Origin of the sequence: Pseudomonas sp. (assembly GCF_048265905.1) — a bacterium.
In the GTDB taxonomy this organism is placed as follows: domain Bacteria; phylum Pseudomonadota; class Gammaproteobacteria; order Pseudomonadales; family Pseudomonadaceae; genus Aquipseudomonas.
Map to the genome: position 1 here is coordinate 212,063 of NZ_JBLXAP010000006.1, position 22,686 is coordinate 234,748.

Annotated in this window: 23 protein-coding genes; 9 read left to right on the top strand and 14 right to left on the bottom strand. The window is 54.1% G+C overall.

The window, feature by feature from the left end; translation table 11 throughout:
- Positions 1–1,120: 1,120 nt before the first annotated feature.
- Positions 1,121–1,957, top strand: coding sequence for a GGDEF domain-containing protein (locus ACN0UH_RS11085; protein WP_417662095.1), 837 nt, complete (start codon positions 1,121–1,123; stop codon positions 1,955–1,957).
- Between the two features lies 1 nt (position 1,958).
- Here ACN0UH_RS11085 and ACN0UH_RS11090 read toward each other — a convergent pair whose 3' ends face one another.
- From ACN0UH_RS11090 to ACN0UH_RS11110, 5 genes are all read right to left on the bottom strand, one after another.
- Positions 1,959–2,459, bottom strand: coding sequence for an LEA type 2 family protein (locus ACN0UH_RS11090; RefSeq protein WP_417662096.1), 501 nt, complete (start codon positions 2,457–2,459; stop codon positions 1,959–1,961).
- An 81-nt stretch (positions 2,460–2,540) separates the two neighbouring features.
- Positions 2,541–3,386, bottom strand: coding sequence for a DMT family transporter (locus ACN0UH_RS11095; protein ID WP_417662097.1), 846 nt, complete (start codon positions 3,384–3,386; stop codon positions 2,541–2,543).
- A 134-nt stretch (positions 3,387–3,520) separates the two neighbouring features.
- On the bottom strand, positions 3,521–4,315 hold the full coding sequence (locus ACN0UH_RS11100; RefSeq protein ID WP_417662098.1) for an outer membrane protein OmpK: 795 nt from the start codon (positions 4,313–4,315) through the stop codon (positions 3,521–3,523).
- Positions 4,316–4,723: 408 nt separating this feature from the next.
- Positions 4,724–6,016 carry a homogentisate 1,2-dioxygenase gene (gene hmgA, locus ACN0UH_RS11105; RefSeq protein ID WP_417662099.1) on the bottom strand — a complete coding sequence of 431 codons (1,293 nt, stop codon included), beginning with the start codon at positions 6,014–6,016 and terminating at the stop codon, positions 4,724–4,726.
- A gap of 175 nt (positions 6,017–6,191) precedes the next feature.
- Positions 6,192–6,773: an RBBP9/YdeN family alpha/beta hydrolase gene (locus tag ACN0UH_RS11110; protein ID WP_417662100.1), complete on the bottom strand. Its 582-nt coding sequence runs from the start codon at positions 6,771–6,773 to the stop codon at positions 6,192–6,194.
- Positions 6,774–7,014: 241 nt separating this feature from the next.
- Here ACN0UH_RS11110 and oscA point away from each other — a divergent pair, with 241 nt between their 5' ends.
- The 4 genes from oscA to cysW (ACN0UH_RS11130) all read left to right on the top strand — a co-directional run bounded on the left by oscA (position 7,015) and on the right by cysW (ACN0UH_RS11130) (position 10,203).
- Complete coding sequence (gene oscA, locus ACN0UH_RS11115) at positions 7,015–7,188, top strand: sulfur starvation response protein OscA (protein ID WP_417662101.1); 174 nt, start codon at positions 7,015–7,017, stop codon at positions 7,186–7,188.
- A gap of 226 nt (positions 7,189–7,414) precedes the next feature.
- The gene (locus ACN0UH_RS11120; RefSeq protein WP_417662102.1) at positions 7,415–8,413 is read left to right on the top strand and encodes a sulfate ABC transporter substrate-binding protein; all 999 of its coding nucleotides are present in this window, start codon (positions 7,415–7,417) and stop codon (positions 8,411–8,413) included.
- 89 nt (positions 8,414–8,502) lie between these two features.
- On the top strand, positions 8,503–9,321 hold the full coding sequence (gene cysT / locus ACN0UH_RS11125) for a sulfate ABC transporter permease subunit CysT (protein WP_339516316.1): 819 nt from the start codon (positions 8,503–8,505) through the stop codon (positions 9,319–9,321).
- A 9-nt stretch (positions 9,322–9,330) separates the two neighbouring features.
- Positions 9,331–10,203, top strand: coding sequence for a sulfate ABC transporter permease subunit CysW (gene cysW, locus ACN0UH_RS11130; RefSeq protein WP_417662103.1), 873 nt, complete (start codon positions 9,331–9,333; stop codon positions 10,201–10,203).
- Positions 10,204–10,209: 6 nt separating this feature from the next.
- Here cysW (ACN0UH_RS11130) and ACN0UH_RS11135 read toward each other — a convergent pair whose 3' ends face one another.
- From ACN0UH_RS11135 to cysP, 4 genes are all read right to left on the bottom strand, one after another.
- A complete protein-coding gene (locus tag ACN0UH_RS11135; RefSeq protein WP_417662104.1) occupies positions 10,210–10,611 on the bottom strand; it encodes a hypothetical protein in 402 nt (133 codons plus the stop codon).
- Positions 10,612–10,806: 195 nt separating this feature from the next.
- On the bottom strand, positions 10,807–11,637 hold the full coding sequence (gene cysW, locus ACN0UH_RS11140) for a sulfate ABC transporter permease subunit CysW (RefSeq protein ID WP_417662105.1): 831 nt from the start codon (positions 11,635–11,637) through the stop codon (positions 10,807–10,809).
- The gene (gene cysT / locus ACN0UH_RS11145) at positions 11,634–12,488 is read right to left on the bottom strand and encodes a sulfate ABC transporter permease subunit CysT (protein WP_417662106.1); all 855 of its coding nucleotides are present in this window, start codon (positions 12,486–12,488) and stop codon (positions 11,634–11,636) included. Before cysT (ACN0UH_RS11145) ends, cysW (ACN0UH_RS11140) begins: the two co-directional genes overlap by 4 nt.
- A 64-nt stretch (positions 12,489–12,552) precedes the next feature.
- On the bottom strand, positions 12,553–13,566 hold the full coding sequence (cysP, locus tag ACN0UH_RS11150; RefSeq protein WP_417662107.1) for a thiosulfate ABC transporter substrate-binding protein CysP: 1,014 nt from the start codon (positions 13,564–13,566) through the stop codon (positions 12,553–12,555).
- Between the two features lie 462 nt (positions 13,567–14,028).
- Here cysP and ACN0UH_RS11155 point away from each other — a divergent pair, with 462 nt between their 5' ends.
- Positions 14,029–15,018: a sulfate/molybdate ABC transporter ATP-binding protein gene (locus ACN0UH_RS11155; RefSeq protein WP_417662108.1), complete on the top strand. Its 990-nt coding sequence runs from the start codon at positions 14,029–14,031 to the stop codon at positions 15,016–15,018.
- A gap of 114 nt (positions 15,019–15,132) precedes the next feature.
- On the opposite strand, the gene grxC is transcribed toward ACN0UH_RS11155, so the two are convergent.
- Both grxC and ACN0UH_RS11165 read right to left on the bottom strand, forming a co-directional pair.
- On the bottom strand, positions 15,133–15,387 hold the full coding sequence (grxC, locus tag ACN0UH_RS11160; protein WP_417662109.1) for a glutaredoxin 3: 255 nt from the start codon (positions 15,385–15,387) through the stop codon (positions 15,133–15,135).
- Between the two features lie 12 nt (positions 15,388–15,399).
- The gene (locus tag ACN0UH_RS11165) at positions 15,400–15,918 is read right to left on the bottom strand and encodes a carboxymuconolactone decarboxylase family protein (protein ID WP_417662110.1); all 519 of its coding nucleotides are present in this window, start codon (positions 15,916–15,918) and stop codon (positions 15,400–15,402) included.
- A 129-nt stretch (positions 15,919–16,047) separates the two neighbouring features.
- On the opposite strand from ACN0UH_RS11165, the gene ACN0UH_RS11170 reads away from it, so the two are divergent.
- Together ACN0UH_RS11170 and ACN0UH_RS11175 are read left to right on the top strand one after the other, a co-directional pair.
- On the top strand, positions 16,048–16,869 hold the full coding sequence (locus ACN0UH_RS11170; protein WP_417662111.1) for an AraC family transcriptional regulator: 822 nt from the start codon (positions 16,048–16,050) through the stop codon (positions 16,867–16,869).
- A 470-nt stretch (positions 16,870–17,339) separates the two neighbouring features.
- Positions 17,340–17,996, top strand: a complete 657-nt coding sequence (locus ACN0UH_RS11175) for a hypothetical protein (RefSeq protein ID WP_417662112.1) — start codon at positions 17,340–17,342, stop codon at positions 17,994–17,996.
- 33 nt (positions 17,997–18,029) lie between these two features.
- On the opposite strand, the gene ACN0UH_RS11180 is transcribed toward ACN0UH_RS11175, so the two are convergent.
- The 3 genes from ACN0UH_RS11180 to ACN0UH_RS11190 all read right to left on the bottom strand — a co-directional run bounded on the left by ACN0UH_RS11180 (position 18,030) and on the right by ACN0UH_RS11190 (position 21,802).
- The gene (locus ACN0UH_RS11180; RefSeq protein ID WP_417662113.1) at positions 18,030–18,719 is read right to left on the bottom strand and encodes a DUF899 domain-containing protein; all 690 of its coding nucleotides are present in this window, start codon (positions 18,717–18,719) and stop codon (positions 18,030–18,032) included.
- Positions 18,720–18,904: 185 nt separating this feature from the next.
- Positions 18,905–20,677, bottom strand: coding sequence for a S8/S53 family peptidase (locus ACN0UH_RS11185; protein WP_417662114.1), 1,773 nt, complete (start codon positions 20,675–20,677; stop codon positions 18,905–18,907).
- A 240-nt stretch (positions 20,678–20,917) separates the two neighbouring features.
- Complete coding sequence (locus ACN0UH_RS11190) at positions 20,918–21,802, bottom strand: AraC family transcriptional regulator N-terminal domain-containing protein (RefSeq protein WP_417662134.1); 885 nt, start codon at positions 21,800–21,802, stop codon at positions 20,918–20,920.
- Positions 21,803–21,941: 139 nt separating this feature from the next.
- On the opposite strand from ACN0UH_RS11190, the gene ACN0UH_RS11195 reads away from it, so the two are divergent.
- The gene (locus ACN0UH_RS11195) at positions 21,942–22,685 is read left to right on the top strand and encodes an SDR family NAD(P)-dependent oxidoreductase (RefSeq protein ID WP_417662115.1); all 744 of its coding nucleotides are present in this window, start codon (positions 21,942–21,944) and stop codon (positions 22,683–22,685) included.
- Position 22,686 lies beyond the last annotated feature (1 nt).

The following is a 22,686-nucleotide window of genomic DNA, read 5'->3' on the forward strand; positions in this document are numbered from 1 at the left end:
GGCCATATATTGTATAGGGTTTTGTCGGGGTTGCGGTTATCCACGTTGATATGGATTGTTTTGAGTTGGACTAGGGCTTGGAAATTCCTGTGGCTCATAATCTCTTGGCATGATGGCTGTGGCCGCTATGTGAGGGCTAACAGCTTGGGTTTGGCCCTCGGGAGCCCAGCGATGATTGCCCTAAAATATCTAGTGCAGATTTTTTCGTGGGCTCTTAGTCTTTTGGTTAGGTTTGGATGGTTGCGGTTGGGCTATTCTATAAGCGTTATGATGCTTTTTTTATTCGTTATAAATATCAGTGTCAACGCAGACAACTATTTACAAATAGACTTCAAATGACTGCTTTGATTAATCAAATAGGCGTTTAAATAGCAAAGCAATGCTTAAAGAATATAGTTGCATTACACACGTTGCAATTTTTCTGATTATTACGGGTCGTAATTCCAGCGCTCAGCTAAGGAACCTTTGAAAAAGGTAGCGAGCGACGGCAGACGAGAGGAAAGAGGCGTAAATACGGAAGTTTTCGTGTTGTGGGTGAGCAACTGGTTGGTGCTTCCAGCTTTCGAGACAACTCGAATGGGGGCTGAAATGCATTTACCTAAGGGCTACAAGCAGCGCTATTAACGTAACAAAGGATTGTCACAGCAATGGCTATTACGATTATGTTTGCCGCAGTCGCTCTTAGCGCCGGAATTCTCAGCGGGGCTAAAAATAAAGCGTGTTCTCACTTTTTGATTGTCTTATCTCAGTTAACTCTTCTGTATGGGCTGATTTGACGCCGGCTGCATGCGATTAAGTACTCACTGCTAGCACAGATGTCGTATCCATGCTGGCGCTGCCAGCTGCTATTGGATCACTGGAGAACACGCATATGTCATCTTTCTTATCTGGGGTAGAGCGAGACCCGCTCGACACTGACTTTATAAGGATGACTTTCCGCTCTTTTGTGCAGAGGGGCATTCTCATCATAATGGTGGTGAACCCACTGCACGCGATATTGCTATGGCTTAACCAAAGCCATTGGTGGCAGTTCAGCCTTTTGGCTATGTTTGTTCAGTTGCCACTCTATCCGTTGTGCTCGCGGCAACGTTCATTCGCAGTATTTCTACCAAGTGTGCTCGTGCTGTTTGCAACGGTTACGGCCTATCTCATACTGTTTTCTGAGCACTTCGGCCCACTTGCAGGCTTTCAATATCTGGCTATGGCGCTGATTCCGCTGGTGATATTCGCCGGGCGCATCGGGCTTAAGCTCAAGGTATTGATCTGTCTGATGATGGCCGTTGGCATGTTTGTATACGAGCTCGAAATACGTGGCAGTGCTAATAGCCATATGAGCGCTGAGGCGCTGAAGCAGCTGCGCGTTTTGAACTTGCTGATTTGCTTCGTCACGATATCACTGTTGACCTTTACCCACTTTGTCACTGTCTCGCGAATCCAGTCCGAGCTGCAGCGGTTCGCGGCTTACGATCCACTTACACAGTTGGTCAATCGTCGCAGAATGGAGCAACTGGCGGAGCAGGCAATTTTACTAAGCTGGCGTCAGCAGTACCCGCTGTCGGTGATTCTGGCTGATGTTGATAATTTTAAATTGATCAACGATCGTCACGGCCATCCCGTTGGAGATGCTGCCTTGCGGCATGTCAGCGATCTGATCCGCACGATTGCCCGTGATTCGGACAGCTGCTGTCGCTGGGGCGGTGAAGAGTTTTTGATTTTATTGCCACACACAGATTTACTCGGGGCCATGCAAGTGGCTGAGCGGATAAGAGTGGAGGTTGCTGCGGCAACCTTGCAAGCACTCGATGTTGAGCTTGAGATGCAATTGACCTTGGGTGTGGCGATGCTGATGCCGAATGAACAACTGGCGGACTTGATTAAGCGTGCTGATACAGCGCTTTATGAAGGCAAGGAGGCGGGTCGCAATTGCGTGGTTATAAGTGACCCGCAGCCAAGCTAGTTCAAGGCGCTAGCCTGTTTGGGTCTGGCCAGGTCAATGTGCCTGAATCACTAAAGCGGGATGTGCCGAACAGGCCGCCAGCGAACTTGCCACTGAGCTCATAAGGTAAACCTTGACCTGGTTGGAAACGCGATGCACCCATTGCCTGACGCATTGCCGAAAACGCTGAGATGGTCACCGGCACGCTGATAACCGCTTCACCAAAGCGCGGCACTTGCCCGCTCTGATCACTGACACCGCTGGCCAATGGCTGATCATTCACTTCCAAGTCCAGGGCGATGCCGTTGTAATCAATGGCGCTGTCATTTGGGTTTTGTACCCGTAGTTTTACCGAAAAACGCATTTCCAAACCTTCGCCGGGTAATGGCTCGATACCAACGAGGTCGATTTTTACCGGGTCACGGGGACTCAGGCTGCTACAGGCCGCCAAGCTGATAATAAAAAAGCTGACCAGAGCGGCTCGAAGTAGCGTGCGAATGGGCGAGGAGGTGATGCTGAGCATGGCTGAGGTTCCCTTCAATTATGCAAACATTTAGCTGGCGTACAGCATGCAGCGCCATGGTGATAGACCACAAACATTTATTTAGGCTGTGCTGCGCTGTTTCGCCGCAAGAACTATGGCGATACCGCCGAGCACCGCCGCTGAGCTCAGTAACAGGCGCAATGTCAGCGCCTCACCAAGCAACAAACTGCCTGCTAGCGCAGTCAATATCGGCACGCTCAGTTGTACTGTGGCTGCCTGAAAAGACTTCAAACCGCGCAATGCGCTGTACCAGATCGCATAGCCGACGCCAGATGTGAGTGCGCCTGATAGCACCGCGTAGCCCACGCCTGCAGTGTCCCACTGCGAACGGCTAATTAAAACAACACTGATGGCTAATGCAATCGGCACTGCCCGTAAGAAGTTCCCGGCGGTCGTTGCCAACGGGTCTGTCGCACCGCGGCCCATCAGTGAATAAGCGCCCCAAGCCATTCCAGATAACAACATCAGCAAGGCACTACTCAGTACAGGCGTATTGGCTCCGGGTAGCAGTAATGCAATAAGCCCCACGAGTGCCAGGGCCAGGCCGGCAGTAGTGACCACACCAAAGCGTTCACCGCGATAAAATCCCCAGGCGATCATGCTCAGTTGGACAGCACCAAACAGCAGCAGTGCACCGCTGCCCGCATCAAGGTTGATATAGGCGAATGAAAAGGCCGCCGCATAAGTCGTCAGCGCCAACGCACCCGGCCAACTGCCAGCCAGTGGCTGCGCGGCGTCTTTTAAGCGCAGGATGATCATTAGGGTGATTGCGCCCGCGACAATACGCACGCTGGTAAAGCTCGCGGCATCTATTTCAGTGGCTTTCAATGCGAGTCGGCAAAGAATCGAGTTACCAGCAAATGCCAGCATCGCCAGTGCGGTGAGCAGCAGAGTGCGCGAAGACATGTCGTGTCCTTGTATGCAGATGTGCTCATCTAATCACACAAGTGTCGGCAGCGGCATTGGACAGATGGCTTAGGCGCTGTGAGCTGGGTGCAAATCACGCAGACCAATCGTGCATTGGTCTGCGTGATTTGCGTTTAGAAATGCACTTTCACGATGAAATTGGTCGCGCTCTGGTTAGTGCCATCAAGGATGGTATCGCCGAGATAGCTGTCGTTATCGATACCGTATTTGTCTTTCCAGTAATCGTATTCGATACCCACATACAGCTGTTTTTCGCCCCAGCTCAGAGCTTTGCCCAAGTCGTATTTGACCTGTGGGTTGAAGTGCAGGTTGGCGTGATAGCTGTTGTCATTGTCAACCACCCAGTCCATATAGCCGTCAATCAGGATATCCGAGTTACCCACGGGGATGGTGTAGCTCCAGACTGGCGTGATCTGCCAGACGTTATCGCCATCTCTTTTGCCATCTGTGGTGCGCAGATAGGTGTTGATCTGGAAATAATCGAAGCCGGGAATCGCCAGATCAAAGCCAGGGCCGATCAGGTATGACTCGGTGTCGTCCTCGCCAAACTCATAGGTCATGGCCAGCAGTACGTCTTTGACTGGGCCGAACTCCAGCTTGCTATTGAACAGCTTGCCGAACGACAGGCGCGGTGCAAACTCGCCGTAGAAAGTGCTGGAGTCACCGGCGCCATTGCGTTCGGCGCTGTTGTAGGTGATGCCATCGATGAAGAAGAACAGGTCACCGACACTCCAGCCGCTGGCATGTTCAAACGACAGGGTTTGTTGATCTTCAGGGTCGACCTTGAAGTTCTCGCCGTACAGATAGGTGAGGCTGTTGTTTTGCCAGTGCAGGTAATCGCCAGCAACAGCCTGGCCGCCAGCCAGAAGCCCGCCGGCTAACATCAGAGTAGGGATCAAACGGTTCATCGGATGGTGCTCCTGGTGCGCAGAATTATAGTTTTAAACCTGTCTATTCGGTCAGGCTGTCGCTTCTAGAGCAAAAACAAAGCCAATTAGCGATTTTTTGTCTTTACGCGGCTATAAGTCGTGTTTTTCGGGTTTTTTTGCTGTGTTTGGTTACAGAGTGATCAAGTGCGCAGGCGCCATTAACGGCCATTTTTCTGACCAAAAGGACAGTTTTGCATCAGTTTGGGGCGCCGCAAAGCAAGCGCTGTTTAGTCAGCATCAAGGCCTGCTGTTGCGAGGTGCATCAAGGGGCTGGGAGAGGTGAAAAGCGCGGCATACTAAGGATCTGTATGCAAAGGTCAAGCGGGGCGTCGGCGAGGCGTGCACCGGCTCAGGATCAATTGCGCCTGAGCCGGACGCTGGGGGGAGTTAAGCCTGGTCAGGATTGAAGGTCTTGCTCATGCCAGACCAGCATGCATCGTAATCAGCCTGCAGCTCAGGGCATTGCAGTGCGTGTTGGCTTGGGCGCAGCACATTGCAGGTCTCAAACATGAAGGCCATGGTGTTATCGATTTTATGCGGCTGCAAATCCGCAGCTATGGCTTGAGTCGTGGTGGTGTTGTCTGGTCCATGGGCACTCATGCAGTTATGCAGTGAGGCGCCGCCGGGCGAGAAACCATCGGCTTTGGCGTCGTACGCACCCTTGATCAAGCCCATGAACTCATTCATCAGGTTGCGATGGAACCACGGCGGGCGGAAGGTGTTTTCGGCCACCATCCAGCGCGGCGGGAAGATAACAAAATCTGCGTTAGCTTGGCCCGGCGTGTTGCTCGGTGAGGTCAGGACGGTGAAAATCGATGGATCTGGATGATCAAAGCTGACAGTGCCAATGGTATTGAAGCGGCGCAGATCATATTTATAGGGCAGGTTATTGCCATGCCAGGCGACCACATCCAGCGGTGAGTGATCGAGCTGCGTTGCCCACAACTCACCGAGAAACTTCTGTACTAATTGGACGGGTTCGTCGCTGTTCTCAAAGTGCGCGACTGGCGCTAAAAAATCGCGCGGATTGGCCAAGCCATTGCTGCCAATCGGCCCCAACTCAGGCAAATGGAAAGCACTGCCGTGGTTCTCGCAGATATAGCCGCGTGCACTGGCGTCGAGCAGTTCGACGCGAAATTTCATGCCCCGCGGAATAACCGCGATTTCAAGTGGCTCGACAACAAGCAGGCCAAGCTCCGTGGCGATTCGCAGGCGACCTTCCTGCGGCACAATCAACAGCTCGCCATCGGCGTCGAACATCACGCGCGTCATCGAGCAATTAGCCCGGTAGATATGCACGCTGACGCCGCTTGCCTGATCGGCAGCGTTGGTGGCGGCGAGGGTGACCAAACCGTCAATGAAATCAGTTGCCGCTTCAGGTATTTGCAGCGGGTTCCAACGCAGGCGATTTGGCGTGACAGGGCCTAACTGGCCGCCGCAAATTTGCTTATCCATGCGCTTAAACGCCGGGTGATTGGCCGACGGCTTGATGCGGTACATCCAGGTGCGTCGTGAGTCTGCACGAGGCACAGTAAATGCCGTGCCCGAAAGCAGTTCGGTATACAAGCCGTAAGGGACTTTTTGCGGCGAGTTTTGCCCGACCGGCAAGGCGCCCGGCAGCGCTTCACTGCTGAGGTGGTTGGCAAAGCCCGATAAGTAGGCGAGGTCGTCAGTGTGCATGGTTTTATTTTTGTGTAATTGAATTACGTTAAGCGTAACTCTGGATGTGCTGGGCGTCAAACAGCGTATAAATCAGGCGTGAAATCGCCGGTTTAGAGGGGTTTCAGCAATGTATGGATTTTGTTTTGAGGCGCACGGACGGTGCCCGCGTAGCGAGCAGGCTGTATCGCGAGGGCTAAGCCGTTTTTCGAATGTTTTGCTCTAACTGGCGCTGTAGACGGTAAAGATGACTGAAGCCTTGCTCCCAGCGGCTATGGCCCGATGACACATTGATATGCCCGACTCCCCGCAGAATCGATACTTCACTCCCCCAATTTTGCGCCAGTTGAAGGGCGCGCTCAGCACTGGCTGCCGAGTCGTTGTCTGAGCCAATCAGTTGGCTGGGGAAGGGCAGTTGGGCACTTGGGATAGGCGCAAAGTTGAGCAGTGGGCCAGGGCAGTTGAGTCGCTCTACATCGGCTGGAGCAACCAGCAGCGCACCCAGCACTCGGTTGATCAGCTCTTTAGGTGCTTGCGCGGCCCAATGAGCCACGGTTACACAGCCCAAGCTATGGGCGATAAGCACGACTGGCCGTGTGTCATCTGCAATTGCACGCTGCAATTGCTCAACCCAGCTGGTTTTTTGTGGGTATTGCCAGTTGTCCTGCTCGACCCGGCTGCTGTTCGGCAGCACGCGTTGCCAGTGGCTTTGCCAATGTCCTGCAGGTGAGCCATGCCAGCCTGGAATTATTAAGTAGCGAATCGATTGTTCAGGCATGGGCTTGGCTCATTGAGTGTTTGACGCAAGCAGGGTAGGTAATCTTGATTGGTTAATAAAAGAATAAAAAATTATTTTCTTATTCTTTTGTGTTGCGCTGGACAGGAAGGTGATCAGGTTTTTATTCTTAAAAAGAATATATATGTGAATAAATAGTATTTTTAAGAATAAAAAGGCTCTCCTACTATCGAGCCACACCCACCCGCAGGCAAAGATCAGGGTGTGGGACAGGAGCCTGGCAATGACTGTGAAAGAAAAAAAATCGAGCCACTTGGACGACGCTCAGGTGTTGCGCGAAATCAAAAATGCGCTCAATGGCCTCAAGTTTGGTTCAGTAGAGATTGCCGTGCATGACGGCCAAGTGGTGCAAATAGAGCGCAAAGAAAAATTCAGGTTGGTAACCGCAAACCAATAGGTTTGGCGGAGCTCGTCAGTTGAGTAGCCGCTTCCTGAGTTCAGGGGCTCTGAACAGGTAGCGAGCGCAGTAGTTTTCAAAGAGTTCCCAGCTTTCACCATAGCCCGACTGGACCACCGGAGGGCGTGATAACCCAACACGCACCGGTATTGCAGCCGTTAATCAGCCCAGCTGTTTGCGGCCATGCCCCGAATAAAACCAGAAGTCTGTGCTTAGGAGCAGCATCATGTCCATTCGTCGTCTTACCTTCGCCGCCCTGGCGAGCGCGTTCATTGTGGGCCCCGTCGCCGCAGCGCAAACCCTGTTGAATGTTTCGTACGATCCAACTCGTGAGTTCTACAGCGAGTTCAATGCTGCATTTAATAAACATTGGCAGGCGCAGGGGCATCCAGCGATCAAGGTTCAGCAATCCCATGGAGGCTCAGGTAAGCAGGCCCGTGCGGTGATTGATGGTCTACCGGCTGACGTTGTCACCCTGGCGCTTGCCGGTGATATCGACGAGTTGCATCGTATCGGCAAGTTGATCCCTGAAAACTGGCAGCAACGCTTGCCGCAATCAAGCACGCCCTACACCTCGACCATTGTTTTCCTAGTGCGCAGAGGTAACCCCAAGGCCATCAAGGATTGGGATGACCTGATCAAGCCGGGGGTGTCGGTCATCACGCCAAACCCGAAAACATCGGGTGGAGCACGCTGGAATTTCCTCGCAGCCTGGGCTTATGCAAAACAGCATTTTGGCAGTGACGAACAGGCACAGGATTTTGTAAAGAAGCTCTATAGCAACGTGCCGGTACTGGACACCGGCGCACGCGGCTCCACCATCACCTTTGTGAACAATCAAATTGGCGATGTATTGCTGGCTTGGGAGAACGAAGCGTTTCTGGCGCTGAAGGAAGAGGGGGGTGATCAGTTTGAAATTGTCGCACCTTCACTGTCTATTCTTGCCGAGCCTCCTGTTGCGGTGGTCGATAAAAACGTCGAGCGCAAAGGTACGCGGGATGTGGCGCAGGCTTACCTCGAATACCTATACAGCGATGAAGGTCAGCGTCTTGCCGCCAAACATTTTTATCGCCCGCGCAATCCACAAATTGCCGCCGAATTCAGCAAGCAATTCCCGGCTTTGAAACTGGTCACCATCGACAAGGATTTTGCAGGCTGGAAAACCGCGCAGCCGAAGTTCTTTAACGATGGCGGTGTGTTCGACCAGATCTATCAGGTCCAGTAGTCAGCGGGCCAGGCCCACAATTGCAGTTGTGCAGTGCAGCTTACTTAAAGTTGTACTGCGCCTGTGTGGTTGTTTGTTAAGGATTGATCATGCTGCGTCGAACGTCCCCCGTTATACCCGGCTTCGGCATAACGCTGGGCTTTACCCTGCTGTACCTGAGCTTGCTGGTGCTGATCCCCTTGGCGGCGATGTTCGTCCATGCGGCGCAGCTTTCGTGGGCTGATTTCTGGGCAATCATCTCTGCACCGCGTGTGCGTGCCGCACTTAAGTTGAGCTTTAGCACGGCCTTTGCCGCCGCCTTGATCAATGCACTTATTGGCGCCTTGTTGGCCTGGGTGTTGGTGCGTTATGAGTTTGCCGGGCGCAAGGTCATCGAAGCCATGATCGACTTACCATTTGCCTTGCCCACCGCTGTTGCAGGTATCGCGTTGACCGCCTTGTATGCGCCCAACGGCTTGATTGGCAAGCTGGCCAGCGACATTGGTTTGAAAATCGCCTACACCCCGCTGGGAATCACCCTGGCGCTGACGTTCGTCACCTTGCCGTTTGTGGTGCGCACCCTGCAGCCGGTGCTGGCTGATATTCCTCGCGAGATAGAAGAAGCTGCCGCATGCCTGGGCGCCAAGCCGCTGCAGATTGTGCGCCATGTGCTCTTGCCAGCCATGCTGCCAGCCTGGCTGACCGGTTTCTCATTGGCCTTTGCGCGAGGCGTGGGCGAGTACGGGTCGGTGATTTTCATTGCGGGCAATATGCCGATGAAAACTGAAATCTTACCGCTGCTGATCATGGTCAAGCTCGATCAATATGACTATCACGGCGCTACCGCGATTGGTGTGCTGATGCTGGTGGTTTCATTTGCTTTGCTGCTGCTGATTAATCTGCTGCAGCGCAGAATTATTAAAACTTGAGGGCAGGTCATGTCATCGCAATCGAGTGTCTTGTCGTCTTCAAGTCGCCCGCTCAGGCGCAGCAATAATCCAAGCAAACCCTTGCTGATAACAGCGGCGTGGCTGGTGTTTGGATTATTCCTGTTGCTGCCACTGGGCGTGGTTGTCAGCGCTGCATTGAAGCAGGGCTGGACGGTTTTTATCAGTGCCATATTAGAGCCTGATGCTTTGTCTGCATTGCAGTTGACCTTGCTGGCAGTGGGCATTTCCGTGCCGCTTAATCTGTTGTTTGGCGTCTGCGCCGCATGGGCGGTGAGCAAATATGAGTTTCGTGGCAAAAGCCTGCTGGTCACGCTGATCGATTTGCCGTTCTCGGTATCGCCGGTAATTGCAGGTTTGATTTATGTGTTGTTGTTTGGCGCCCAGGGCTTTTTCGGTGAGTGGTTGCAGGCGCGCAATATTCAAATTGTTTTCGCCCTGCCTGGAATCATTCTGGCAACAGTGTTCGTCACCGTGCCATTCGTGGCTCGCGAACTGATTCCATTGATGCAGGAGCAGGGTACCCAGGAAGAGGAAGCCGCCCGCTTGCTCGGCGCTAATGGCTTGCAAATGTTCTGGCACGTCACCTTGCCCAACATCAAGTGGGGGCTGATCTACGGTGTGGTGCTCTGTACCGCGCGGGCGATGGGTGAGTTTGGCGCTGTTTCGGTGGTTTCCGGGCATATCCGTGGCTACACCAATACGCTGCCGCTGCATGTCGAGATTCTCTACAACGAATACAACCATGTTGCGGCATTCAGCGTTGCCAGTTTGTTATTGCTGCTGGCGCTGATCATCCTGTTGTTGAAACAGCTGAGTGAGCAGCGTCTTAATCACCTCAAACACGCCGCCAGCGAGGCTTGAACTGGGCTATGTGTCGCGCAGCAAGTCGTGGCTATCAAGCAGGCGGAAGGCGATCTCTGGATGTTTCTCCAGCCCTCGGCGAATAGCTGCCGGTATTGATTGGCGGGTTTTGCGGCACAGCCCGGTCAGTTCGGCGATCTCAATGGCGATGCCGCGCATGCTGCGTACTTCATTAAAACCGGGCGCTACACTCACGCGTACACCCAACTGCTCATAGATGCGCGCTTGCAGGCGTTCGAGGTCTTCAAGGCTCTGGATATTTTCAAGTCGCTCGAGCAGGCGCTTTTCTTCATGGCGGGTCAATCGCAGGATGCGCACGTCCGCCCCTGAAGTCGTCTCCAGTTGCTCACGCCCGCAGTCGCAGGCGCCGGGTGGGCAAGGTTGGCGAGTTACAAAGGATTCGCTCATGGGCTCCGATCATAACGGCGTAGTAAAACGGCTCAAGCTGCCGCACCCAAATGTGCGAGAAGGCGGGTTAAAGCCTGATGCGCCTGCGCAGTTTTTAGCACAGGCTTGATCGAATATCCCAGTTTTTTGTTGGCCGTTTCAGTCTCGGTCTATGTCAGGTTGGCGCAAAGTGCGTCGGGGCGCTAGGTGAATCAATTACTGGGCTTCTGCTCGTTGCATCAAGGTGCGCTGGCGCCATTCCATAAAGGTTTTCAGCAGCAACGTGAGCAATGCCATCAGTGCAAGCAGGGCGGCTGCGGTGAAGGCTGCTGCGGTCTTGTAGTCGTTGTTGAGTTGATCAACCAGCAAGGGCAAGGTCAGTGTCTGGTTAATAATGGTGCCTGATACGACCGATACTGCGCCGAATTCACCGACTGCACGGGCGTTGGTTACCACGACGCCATAGAGCAATGCCCACTTGATTTTGGGCAGGGTGATATTGCGGAATATCTGCCAGCCATTTGCGCCCAGACACAGCGCAGCGGTTTCTTCATCCTGCCCCTGGGCTTGCATGACGGGAATCAGAATGCGGGCCACATAAGGCGCGGTGACGAACACGGTGACCATGACAATGCCGGGCCAGGCGAACATTATTTGGATGTCGTTATCGTAGAACCATTGGCCCAGTGTGCTTTCGATGCCATACACCACCAAATAGCAAAGGCCTGCCACAACAGGGGAGACTGCGTAAGGGATGTCGACAAATGTGGTCAGTACTTTGCGGCCACGGAAGTCATAGTGAGTGATGCACCACGCCAACAGTATGCCGAACACCAGATTGATCGGTACGGTCATGGCCGCAACCATTAGCGTCAGGCCGATGGCATGCAGCATGTAGTCTTCATTGAGGTTGCCCCACAACAGAGCCAATCCGCCCGACAGCGCCTTGCTGAAAATCAACAGCAAAGGCACCAGCAGAATCAGGATGACAAGGCTCAAGCCAAGCGCGATCAGCAGCCATTGATGCCAGTGTTGAGGTTTTTTCATTTGCCTTGCCGTTGCCATTTGAAAAGATGGCCCTGTAGTACTTGCAAGCTAAACAGCAGTGTCAGAGACACCAGCAGGATGACCGACGCAATTGCGGCGGCTGCAGGGTAGTTGAACTCTTGCAGACGGATAAAAATCATCAGCGAGGAAACTTCGGTTTTAAACGGAATATTGCCGGCCAGCATGATCACCGCACCAAACTCACCGAGGCTGCGAATGAACGATTGCGAGGCGCCAGTCAATAACGCGGGCAGTAAAGTCGGGAGTATCACGTGGAAGAAGGTTTGCACGCGGTTGGCGCCCAGCGTTCTGGCAGCCTCTTCGTATTCGTGCCCCATGTCTTGCATCACCGGCTGCACGGTGCGCACAACAAATGGCAGGCTGGTAAAGATCATGGCGATCATGATGCCGGGGTAGGCATAGGCCAGCTTGATGCCCAAAGGGTCAAGCCATGCGCCCAGCCAGCCACTCGGCGCCAGTAACGTGGCCAAGGTTAAGCCAGCCACTGAAGTCGGCAAGGCAAATGGCAGGTCGATAAATGCATCGACCAAGCGTCTGCCTGGGAATTCATAGCGGGTAATGATCCACGCCAATAACATGCCGATTAGCACGGTAGCAATGGTGGCGTAGAAGGCACCGCTCAGGGTCACCTTATAACTTTGCACCACGCGAGGGTCACTGATCGCCTGCCAATACTGTGCCCAGCCCATATCGCTGACATAAACTAGCAGCGCCGACAGCGGAAACAGAATGACCAGTGAAATATAAAAGGTGCTGAAGCCAAAGCTCAGGCCAAAACCTGGAAGCAAGGGTTTCTGCAGGAAAAAACGCGGAGAGGTTTGCAAGCTCATATTCCCGAACGAATAAGCCACAACTAAAGTCGTGGCTTATTGTACAACTCAAAGCAAAGGACTATCAGCGGCCTTCAGCCAGCAACTGATCCAGTACACCATTTGATGCGAAGTGTTTCGCGGTGATCTCATCCCAGGTGCCCAGCACTTCATTCGGGTTGATCAGGCGCACTTGCGGGAACTGGCTGGCCGTTGCTGCTACAACTTCCGGATTGTGCACGCGGTAGTTGAAGGTGGTCAGCAGTTGCTGGATTTCTTTGGTGTACTGGAACTCAAGGAAGGCTTTTGAAACCTCACGCGTACCTTTGGAGTCGACGACTTTATCAACCAACGCGACCGGAAATTCAGCCAGAACGCTAACTGGCGGTACCACGATTTCATATTCGCCGGACTTGAATTCATCGCTGTTGGCGATGTTGACCACTTCAGATTCAAATGTCAGCAGCACATCACCTTGGCCATTCTGAGCAAAGGCTACAGTGGCCGCGCGACCGCCAGTAGGGAAGTTTTGTACGTTGTGCAGAACTTTAGCGACGAAGCTTTTGATTTTGTCTTCATCACCGGCAAATTTCTCGTTGGCATACAGCCAAGCACCCAAATAGCTGTAACGCGCATTGCCCGAGGTTTTCGGGTTAGGGAATACCAGCTTCACATCTTCGCGCGCCAAATCATCCCAGTTCTTGATGTTTTTCGGGTTGCCTTTGCGCACCAGAAAAGCAGTGGTGCTGTAATACGGCGAGCTGTTGTTAGGGAACTGCTTGGCCCAGTCTTTGCGCACCAGACCGCGTTTGGCGAGAATGTCGATATCGGTGACTTGGTTGAACGTGACGATATCAACCTTTTTACCTTGAATGATGTCTTGCGCCTGACGCGAAGTACCGGCGAACGACTGATCAATCACCAAATCCTTGCCGGTTTCAGCTTTCCATTTGGCGACGAACTTGGGGTTGATTGCGGCAAATACTTCACGCGCGACATCATACGAAGCATTGAGAATTGGCTTGTCTTCAGCCAGAACAGGCAGGCTACTGAGCAGACTCGTGGAGATAACACTGGCGACAAGCAATTTCTTTAGCATGATCTAAACATTCCCCATGTTTGCAGCTGGCATAAAATTCGATTATCAGGCGCTAAGAAGGCGCTGAAAAACTATTGCGCTATTTTTCAGAGACGCTCTCGAGCAAATTATTGGGGCTGATACTGCCTAAGTTTTTTATTCTTAAAAAGTAATTTTTAGCGCTATGTATAGATCAGAATAGAATTTAGTGGTCTTCATTGCGGGCAGTCATAAATTTACAGCGGGTGGCTCGGACGCTGGTGGGTGGGATCCTTTCATGTCTGCTGGGATCCGTTTTATATTCTGCAAAAGAATATAAGTGTGACTAAACGATATTTTTAAGAATATAAAGTCAGCGCTATCATCCGCGCACCCGTACATCGCCGTTATCAGCCTGCTGTCTCTGGCGCTGTTTAGCTGCAACCTTGGTTGTGGCGCACGTAAGAATTAACCGCCCGCGCCACAAGGCTGAGGACGCAACGCATGTCGATTGAAATCACTAACGTCAGCAAGAACTTCAATGCGTTCAAGGCGCTAAACCAGATCAACTTGAATATTCAAAGTGGCGAGCTGGTTGCTTTGCTGGGGCCGTCCGGGTGTGGCAAAACCACCTTGCTCCGGATTATTGCCGGCCTCGAAACCCCTGATACTGGCAGCATTCAGTTCCACGGCGAAGATGTATCCGAACACGATGTGCGTGACCGTAACGTCGGTTTCGTATTTCAGCACTACGCACTGTTTCGCCACATGACGGTGTTCGACAACGTCGCCTTTGGCCTGCGCATGAAACCCAAGCGCGAGCGGCCGAGCGAATCGGTCATTGCACAAAAGGTCCATGAGTTGCTCGGCTTGGTCCAGCTCGATTGGCTTTCTGATCGTTATCCCGAGCAGCTTTCTGGCGGCCAGCGTCAACGTATTGCGCTGGCCCGTGCACTCGCCGTCGAGCCGCGCGTCTTATTGCTTGATGAACCTTTTGGCGCGTTGGATGCAAAAGTGCGCAAGGAGCTTCGCCGCTGGTTGGCGCGGCTGCATGAAGATGTTCATCTGACCTCTGTGTTCGTGACCCACGATCAGGAAGAAGCCATGGAAGTGGCAGACCGAATCGTGGTGATGAATAAAGGTGTGATTGAGCAGATTGGATCACCAGCAGAGGTGTACGAAAACCCGGCCAGTGACTTCGTCTATCACTTCCTGGGCGATGCGAACCGCCTTTATATAGGCGAAGACCATCACGTATTGTTTCGTCCGCATGAAGTTCACTTGTCGCGTCATGCCGAAGAAGGGCACCAGGCGGGTGAAGTGCGTGATATCCGACCATTAGGTGCGATCACCCGCGTGACGCTCAAGGTTGAAGGGCAGAGTGATCTGATCGAGGCAGAAGTCGCCAAGGACCACATGAGCCTTGATGATCTAACCCGCGGTGAAACACTCTATTTCAAACCCAAGGGTGGCCAAGCACTGTCCAATCCTTGATTAGCCAAATGGCTCTGTTAAAACAGATGCAGTGAAAGCAGATGGTCTGAGGTTCGGGCTCGAGTCGCCACTCTCGCCCGATTGCGTTGGCTGTTCAGACCATCTCCGTGCAGGTCACGCCTGTAGCAATGCATCCAGTTCGCCCTTGCGCTCGAGACTCGCTAGATCATCAAAGCCTCCGACATGTGTGTCGCCAATAAATATCTGCGGCACGCTTCTGCGCTTGGATTTATCCAGCATTTCCGCGAGCTTCTGAGGCGAGGCTGCCACGTTAATTTCAGTTGTACTAACGCCCTTGCGTGCCAACAGACTTTTAGCGCGTACACAGTAAGGACAATGCGGAGTTGTGTAGAGGGTTACATGGCTCATGTTCTCGTCTCCTTAACGTGCAAATGGTGGGAAATCTAGATCGCTAGCCGCTATGTTGTTTATGTAGTTGGTCAGGGTTAACTGTGCCACCTGGGCAACTACTTCAACAATCTTCGCGTCCGTCAAATCTGCGTCGCGGGCGGCCGCGATTTGAGCATCCGTTAAATGACCACGGCTTTCAGTGATTTGTCGCGCCAGTAAAGCCAGTGCATTCAACTCACCCGTTAATGCTTGAAGCATATCGTCTTTGCTTAAGCCGACTTTTTTACCCAAAGCAGCGTGTGCTGCGATGCAATAGTTGCAACCGTTAACTTCAGAGGTCGCAAGGGCCACAACTTCCCGCTCGGCAGCGCTTAGCGAGCTTTTGCTCAAGGCCTGCCCCAAAGCCAAATAGCCATTTAATGCCGCCGGGGCATTGGCCATTGTCTTGATGGAGTTAGGAATAAAGCCAAAGGCTTTTTGCACGCCCTCAAGAGCTGGCTGTGAGCCAGCAGGGGCTTGGTCTTGGGTTGGGGCTGCAATACGAGGCATAGTAAATCTCCAATAGGTTAAATCGCAGGCTTGTCGAACAAGCGTTGAGTGAATATTAGAGCTCATGACTTTTCTTTTGGGTTCAGATCGTCGATGTTATGCAACAGATCGTCTAAATAGGTATTGGCCATGGATCGCTTATCAACCCTTATTAAGCACTTCAACCTGCATGCTGCCACCTATCATAAGGGCGGCTTTTGCGGGGTGGCGGATATCGCCGAGGGCAACTATGGCCATGTGCATCTGCTGCGCTCTGGTCACCTGGGCTTCAGGGATGCGCAGGGTCAACTCATTGAGTTGACCGAGCCAAGCCTGGTGCTGCTGATTCGCCCCTTGGAGCATCAGTTGACGGCGACAGAGGCCGATGAAGCCGAATTGGTGTGTGCAACTCTGAACTTCGAGGGCGGGGCAAATAATCCGCTGACCCTTGCGTTGCCGGCTTACATCATCAAGCCACTTCGAGAATTACCGGCCTTGCACGGCAGTCTCGACTGGCTGTTTGAAGAAGCCTTTGGCGAGGAATGTGGCCGCGAAGTGGTGCTCAACCGCCTGTTCGAACTGATGGTGATTCAGTTGCTTCGCCATCTCATCGCCAGCCGCAGCATTGCCTCGGGGATGATGGCCGGGCTAGCTAATCCACGTTTGTCGCGTGCACTCACCGGTATCCATAATGAGCCACAGCGCAATTGGACTGTGGCTGATCTGGCGGGCATTGCGACTATGTCGCGGGCCAGCTTTGCCGCGCACTTTCGCCAGACGGTGGGTGTCACGCCGGCAGATTACCTGACGAACTGGCGAATCAGCCTGACACAAAAACGATTACGCGAGGGGCGGCCAATCGCGCTAATCGCCGACGAGGTCGGTTATGAAAGCCCATCTGCTCTTGCGCGCACCTTCCGCCGCAAGGTGGGTGTCAGCCCGAGTGAGTGGATGCAGCGCAAAACGTTATAGATACGGTTCTGCTGCTCACCCTGCGGGATGGGCAGTAGTCGCGTGTGTTAACGGATTGGCTGACTAAGGAACCGCTGAAAAAGGTAGCGAGCGACGATAAGACAAGACAAAAAATGCGAAAAAAGCGACCGGGGTCGCGCTCGACTTTAGTGGCCTACATGAGCATTTTGAGCAGTTTTTTAACGCAGCAAGGGCTGCCCCCGTAATATCGAGCCCAGTAGTTTTTCAGAGGTTCCCTAAGGCGTTTGTCATGCTTGGGAGTCGACGGGGCCGGTAAGCTTATTCACTCCAGCACCATTTAATAGGCCTCAATTGCAGGCTTCACTTGCAATGGTTGCGCTTGGTGGCATGCAGCAAACGCCACCAAGCCACCGCTTTCAGATTCAGCCTACACGCCGGTCAGAAAAGTCGACTCCCTGCCTCTTTCGCGATCCTGCAACATACGCGGTTTTCCGTACAGAGGCGCCCGCATGCGCGATCTTGGTATTGCCGCTACAGCACTATGTCTCGCACTGATTTTGCCGTTGTCATACGCTCAAGCTGACACGACCGCCAACATCCGCTCAACCGTTCTTGATGTGGAGCGCTACTTATTGCTCTACAGCAACAGCGGCGATGATCGATTCTGGGTGCAGATGAACCAAGCAGCAAACCAGCTTGGCGAACAGGTAAAAGCTGAGAAGGGTGTTGCTACACTCGAAACCATTCTCTCAACCTATCAGGATTACGCGGCAGGTGTTCGAGCCGCTTATTCAGAGAAAGATTTCGATCTCAACACCTCACTGACTCAAGCATTCGACATATTCAGTCTGCTCGATTCATTTTTACCTGCCGACACCACCGGCTCCGCACCAAGCCTTGCGGATAACTTGCGCGCCTTCGCGTTACTCAGCATCCGCCAGGATACGCCGCTCGCAAAAACCAATGATCCAGAAACCATTGACCAGCTAGCCAGCGACATCGGTGTGCAAATTGACTTGCTGCCACAGGCATACCGACAAGTGCCGCTGCGCTGGAAGTACCTGCAAACAGCCCATCGAGATGGAAAACCCCTGATTTACCCGTTCAATGCGCAAGTCGAATTTATCCTGGCGCAGCTAGAACAAGCGCCAGCCGCGAGTCCTTAGCGCGGCTATGCGGTCACTCAAACGCCGGGCGCTTTACTGATCGTATTCATCGTGGCGCCGGATCCAGGCGTAAGGTTCGGTTTGCGGCCAGCCTTCCGGGGATTTTTCCCAAGTCTCCTGACGCCCATAGGGGGTTAAGTCCAGATAGCTCCAGAAGCTGCCGAGGTATTCAACACCGCGCGCGCCTGTGTAGTAGGTCCGATAAACATTGTCGCCGTCACGGATAAACACGCTCGCACCGTGCTTCTCGCCATTCTTGGTGGTTGCGCCGAAGTCGTAATTAAACTCGCTTGCGTTGGATGAATACCAAGGGATGGCGTCACTCCAGCCCATGCGAGCCTGGTACTTTTGCAGCTTATCCAAAGGCGCGCGCGACACCATCACCAGCGTGGTATCACGCGCATGCAGATGGGCCGGATGCGTCATCCCATCTGCCACCCATGAGCATCCGTCGCAGCCCGCGCGCCAGTCGGGGCCAAACATAAAGTGATAAACAATCAGCTGACGACGGCCCTCGAACAGGTCGAGCAATGAGGCCGTCCCCGTTTTTCCCTCGAACAAATAGGGTTTCTCCACCTTTACCATCGGCAGCTTTCTGCGCTCGGCATTTAGCGCATCGCGCGCACGCGTAAGCTCTTTTTCCTTTATCAGTAGTTGATCCAGCGCTGCTTGCCAATCTTCCAGGGAAACAGCATGGGGCAGCGGTTGCTTAGTAGAAGCCATGGCGCAACATCCTCCAGCGTTTAATCGGGCTCCGGGTCAGCGAGGGACACGACAGCGGGCTGAGTCAGAGCAACAGGACAATAAACATAGCACCTCATAGGTGAAGCAAAGCGCCATGCATCGGCTTGGCGCACAGGCCGGGGCGTGTGCGCCAAGCTAGGTTGCTAGGCTGCGCTTTTCCGCTGTCAGCGCACCCGATCCAGGCTCTGTACTGTCAGGTCCAGCGCCTTGTACATATCCAGTCGCGCAGAATGTCCCACGTCCGGATTGTTGAGGTCGTTGGCGCGTTCGGAGGGCAGAATGGGCGCGGTCAGATCATCGCCTTCAGTGGGTTCAAAATCATATTCCTCGCCGATGGTCATGGCGCTGCGACGCAGTAGCATGCGCAGTTGATCGGGCTCCAGCTCGGGATTGATCGACAGCATGGCGGCCAATAGCCCGGCCACCAGCGGAGTCGCGTAAGAGGTGCCGCAATGCACTTCGCCTTTCTCATTAGCCTTGGCCGTCGAACTGTGGACGCAGGCAGCGGCGGTGATGTCTACGCGCATGTCGATGTTGGAAGCTTTGCGCTTGATGGCGTACTGAGCGTCCTCCACCGGTACGTCTTTTTTACTGCGCTGATGGCCACCCACGACGAACAACTGATCGGTGATGAAAGACGAAGGCAGCCGATACTCGTCGCGCCCGGAAAAGGACGAGCCATTACCCGCCGAATTCACCACCACTACATCGGGATGCTCTTCACGCAGCCAGAGGAAAAACTCTTCCAGCAGCTCTTCATAGCCGCTCATGGCAATACCCGAGCGCACCAGCGAGTCGATGGGGTCGCCGTTGACGTCAATCGCACCGATGCGGTGAATACCCCAGCTCCAGTTCAACACGCGCACGCCGTCTTCTACCAGATTGACCGAAGCCGCCACATTAGCGGTGATGCCAGCATCCGAATCGCGCGCGACTATCACATCAAAACCAGGGCCGACATCATCCAGGCCGCGCAAAAAACCGCTGTTGCCGCTCTTGTCCCAGGCTGCCGCCAATATGCCGCTAACCGTGGTGCCGTGGGCGCTCGGTTTATCGGCATCACGCGCGTACAGACAAAGGCGCTTGCTGTTGGTACGGCAATCGTCACCGATATAGTCGGCGAAGTCCGGGGTATCAAAATCAACATCGCGCTCGATCACACCGATGCGCACCGGGTGGGTCTTCACCCCACCTTTCTCATGCTGCAACCGTCGTTGATAAAAATTCACCGCATCAAGAAAGCGGTTGGAGGCCCACTCTTCGTTGTCCGCCGGTGGCGCCTTGTCGGGATCATCCTCGATGCTTTTTTCGGCGCCGGATTCCTCTATCACCACCGCATCCACACTGACTTCACCGCCAAGACGCAACACCGTGGCATCGCGCTCATCCAGGTTCTTGGCGGCAAGGCGCAGTTGATAGGTGTTCAGCGGCGGGATCATGCCCACCACCTTGGCGCCGTATTTTTCTGCCAGACGCTTGGCTTCTTTCGCGCCTTCGTAGTTTTCCTCAATCACAACACTGATCAGGTCCACATAGGACGTGAGCCCATCCATATTCTTGGCCACTTCATCGTCATTGGCCGCCACCACGTGGCTGCTGCCCAGAGACAACCAGACCGGATTACTTTGCTGGCCCTGTTGCTCAATCACCAGCGGCCCACTCTTTTTGCCCTTGGTATCAAGTTGCAGTTGCAGACTGTGACCTTTGCCGCTGAGGCGCTCCGGGCTCAGCGGCTCGCCATTGAGCCGCGCTTGCCAATCACTGGCCTGCAGGCCTTTAACCCGCAGGCAGAATGTCTGCTCCTGCGTTTTCAGCAGATCGCCACAGCGCTGCAACTGTTGTATGCGAATAGGCTCCGCCGCCGACACACCCAGCGGCAGCGCTGCAAGCAGGAGCGCTGGCAGAGACTTGCACAAGGAGAGAAAAGGACGCTTCATTGACTACTCCGCTTTCGATTGTTAGCTCGCGCAAGCAGAGTTTGCGCTGCGTTTGATCAACTTCCGACCGCCAGATCGTTGAATGTTTCAATGGCAGGTCGGAATGACAAAGCGCCAATGGTCTTTATTGCGACTATGTTGAGCATGCTGTGCGATGTGATTGCATGCGTGCCCCAAGTCGCGCCTCAAGTAACCGCTAAGTCATGGAGCTGCTCGCCGGCCTGGGGTACGTTCGTTCTGCTAGCTTCTCGTTGCTTGCAAGATTCTTCCCGCATCCCTCGCTGGAGGCAATCCAAACACCCGCGCATAGTCACGACTGAATTGTGTCGCGCTTTCATAGCCCACCTCGAAAGCGGCTGCGGTGACGCTTTTGCCGCTGGCGACCATGAGCATTCGTGCCTGGAGCAAGCGAACCCGCTTCTGATACTGCAAGGGGCTCAAGGTGGTGACCGCCTTGAAGTGGCGGTGAAAGGCCGAGACGCTCATGGCCGCTTTTTGAGCCAGATTCTCGACCCTGATGGTTTCGGCGAAGTCTTGACGAATCCACTGAATGGCCTGATTTACCCTAGCCATCGCCGTGTCTGGCGCTGCTATCTCTCGGAGCATCCAGCCGTGCGGGCCTTGCAATACACGGAACAATATCTCGCGCTCGTAAGCGGGAGCTAGAGCCGCAATGGCTTCAGGATTGCCCATCAACCGCAACATTCGAACCCAGGCGTCCATCAATTCAGGCGTGACGGGCGCTACCGAAAAGCCAGGGTCATTATCGTGACGCTCGGTAGGTTTGGGCAGGTCCGCCAGCAGCGTGGATAACACGACGGGGTCAAGCGTCAGGCTGACAGCCAGATAGGGCTCGCCTGCGGAACTCGGATGTACCGAGCCCACTGCTGGTAATTCGATGGACATGACGAAATAAGTCGCCGGGTCATACCGCAGCGTGCGGTCGCCCACGGTCATCGTTTTGCTGCCTTGCAGGATCAGGTTGATCATCGGGTCGTAGACCGCAGCGAGCATGTGCTCAGGGATCTTGCCCTGAACCATGGCGATGCGTGGAATCCCTGTCTCTGTGCGGCGGTTTTCGGCTCCGGCTGTTAAAGCGCGAAGTTCATTCAGTTGGCTGTTCATGGCTGGCATGCTGACGGGATTGTGATGCCCAGCGCAAGCAAAAAGCAGAAACGGGCAGGTTTTGAGTAGGAACGGCTGCGCCAGCCACGACAGCGCCATTTACTGTGGAGGCTCATTCAATCGACAGTGGAGAAGGGGCATGGCCGTTATCGTTATTACCGGTGGGAGTCGTGGCATCGGCGCCAGCGCAGCAGAGCACGCTGCCCGGCGCGGCATGGGGGTAATCCTCACCTACAACAATCACCCTGACGCCGCCGAACGGGTGGTGCACCGCATCGAGCAAGCAGGCGGCAAAGCGGTCGCGCTCAAACTTGACGTTGCCGATGTCGCCAGCTTCGAGGCTTTCCGCACGACGGTGGTCACGACCCTGCAGGGTGTCTGGGGCACAAGCACGCTCGCAGGCTTGGTGAATAACGCAGGCTACGGTTTATTCAGCCCACTTGAGGCGGTCAGCGAGGCGCAGTTCGATGGTCTTTTCAATGTCCATCTCAAAGGCCCTTTCTTTCTGACCCAGGCCTTGCTTCCACTGTTGGAAGAGCATGCCGGTATCGTCAATCTCACCAGCGCCACCACGCGCGTGGCCACTGCTGGGGTTGCGCCTTATGCAGCCTTCAAAGGTGGCCTTGAGGTGCTCACCCGTTATATGGCCAAGGAGTTTGGTGATCGGCGCATACGGGCCAATGCGGTATCACCTGGCGCGATTCGCACTGAGTTAGGTGGCGGTCTCAATGATGAGTTCGAAGCCTTGCTGGCTGGGCAAACGGCGCTGGGCCGAGTGGGCGAGCCCGAAGACGTGGCGCAGATTATTGCCATGTTGCTGTCGCAAGAGGGCGCCTGGATCAATGCGCAGAGTATTGAGGTCGCAGGCGGCTACATCATCTGAA

Excerpts from the sequence above, each read along its gene's own strand:
- cysP (WP_417662107.1), bottom strand. The coding sequence starts at position 13,566 with ATGCTAAAGAAATTGCTTGTCGCCAGTGTTATCTCCACGAGTCTGCTC.
- cysT (WP_417662106.1), bottom strand. The coding sequence starts at position 12,488 with ATGAGCTTGCAAACCTCTCCGCGTTTTTTCCTGCAGAAACCCTTGCTT.
- ACN0UH_RS11165 (WP_417662110.1), bottom strand. The coding sequence starts at position 15,918 with ATGCCTCGTATTGCAGCCCCAACCCAAGACCAAGCCCCTGCTGGCTCA.
- cysW (WP_417662103.1), top strand. The coding sequence starts at position 9,331 with ATGTCATCGCAATCGAGTGTCTTGTCGTCTTCAAGTCGCCCGCTCAGG.
- ACN0UH_RS11090 (WP_417662096.1), bottom strand. The coding sequence starts at position 2,459 with ATGCTCAGCATCACCTCCTCGCCCATTCGCACGCTACTTCGAGCCGCT.
- ACN0UH_RS11110 (WP_417662100.1), bottom strand. The coding sequence starts at position 6,773 with ATGCCTGAACAATCGATTCGCTACTTAATAATTCCAGGCTGGCATGGC.
- ACN0UH_RS11120 (WP_417662102.1), top strand. The coding sequence starts at position 7,415 with ATGTCCATTCGTCGTCTTACCTTCGCCGCCCTGGCGAGCGCGTTCATT.
- ACN0UH_RS11195 (WP_417662115.1), top strand. The coding sequence starts at position 21,942 with ATGGCCGTTATCGTTATTACCGGTGGGAGTCGTGGCATCGGCGCCAGC.
- ACN0UH_RS11170 (WP_417662111.1), top strand. The coding sequence starts at position 16,048 with ATGGATCGCTTATCAACCCTTATTAAGCACTTCAACCTGCATGCTGCC.
- ACN0UH_RS11185 (WP_417662114.1), bottom strand. The coding sequence starts at position 20,677 with ATGAAGCGTCCTTTTCTCTCCTTGTGCAAGTCTCTGCCAGCGCTCCTG.
- hmgA (WP_417662099.1), bottom strand. The coding sequence starts at position 6,016 with ATGCACACTGACGACCTCGCCTACTTATCGGGCTTTGCCAACCACCTC.
- ACN0UH_RS11095 (WP_417662097.1), bottom strand. The coding sequence starts at position 3,386 with ATGTCTTCGCGCACTCTGCTGCTCACCGCACTGGCGATGCTGGCATTT.
- ACN0UH_RS11155 (WP_417662108.1), top strand. The coding sequence starts at position 14,029 with ATGTCGATTGAAATCACTAACGTCAGCAAGAACTTCAATGCGTTCAAG.
- grxC (WP_417662109.1), bottom strand. The coding sequence starts at position 15,387 with ATGAGCCATGTAACCCTCTACACAACTCCGCATTGTCCTTACTGTGTA.
- cysW (WP_417662105.1), bottom strand. The coding sequence starts at position 11,637 with ATGAAAAAACCTCAACACTGGCATCAATGGCTGCTGATCGCGCTTGGC.
- oscA (WP_417662101.1), top strand. The coding sequence starts at position 7,015 with ATGACTGTGAAAGAAAAAAAATCGAGCCACTTGGACGACGCTCAGGTG.
- ACN0UH_RS11135 (WP_417662104.1), bottom strand. The coding sequence starts at position 10,611 with ATGAGCGAATCCTTTGTAACTCGCCAACCTTGCCCACCCGGCGCCTGC.
- ACN0UH_RS11190 (WP_417662134.1), bottom strand. The coding sequence starts at position 21,802 with ATGAACAGCCAACTGAATGAACTTCGCGCTTTAACAGCCGGAGCCGAA.
- ACN0UH_RS11175 (WP_417662112.1), top strand. The coding sequence starts at position 17,340 with ATGCGCGATCTTGGTATTGCCGCTACAGCACTATGTCTCGCACTGATT.
- cysT (WP_339516316.1), top strand. The coding sequence starts at position 8,503 with ATGCTGCGTCGAACGTCCCCCGTTATACCCGGCTTCGGCATAACGCTG.
- ACN0UH_RS11100 (WP_417662098.1), bottom strand. The coding sequence starts at position 4,315 with ATGAACCGTTTGATCCCTACTCTGATGTTAGCCGGCGGGCTTCTGGCT.
- ACN0UH_RS11180 (WP_417662113.1), bottom strand. The coding sequence starts at position 18,719 with ATGGCTTCTACTAAGCAACCGCTGCCCCATGCTGTTTCCCTGGAAGAT.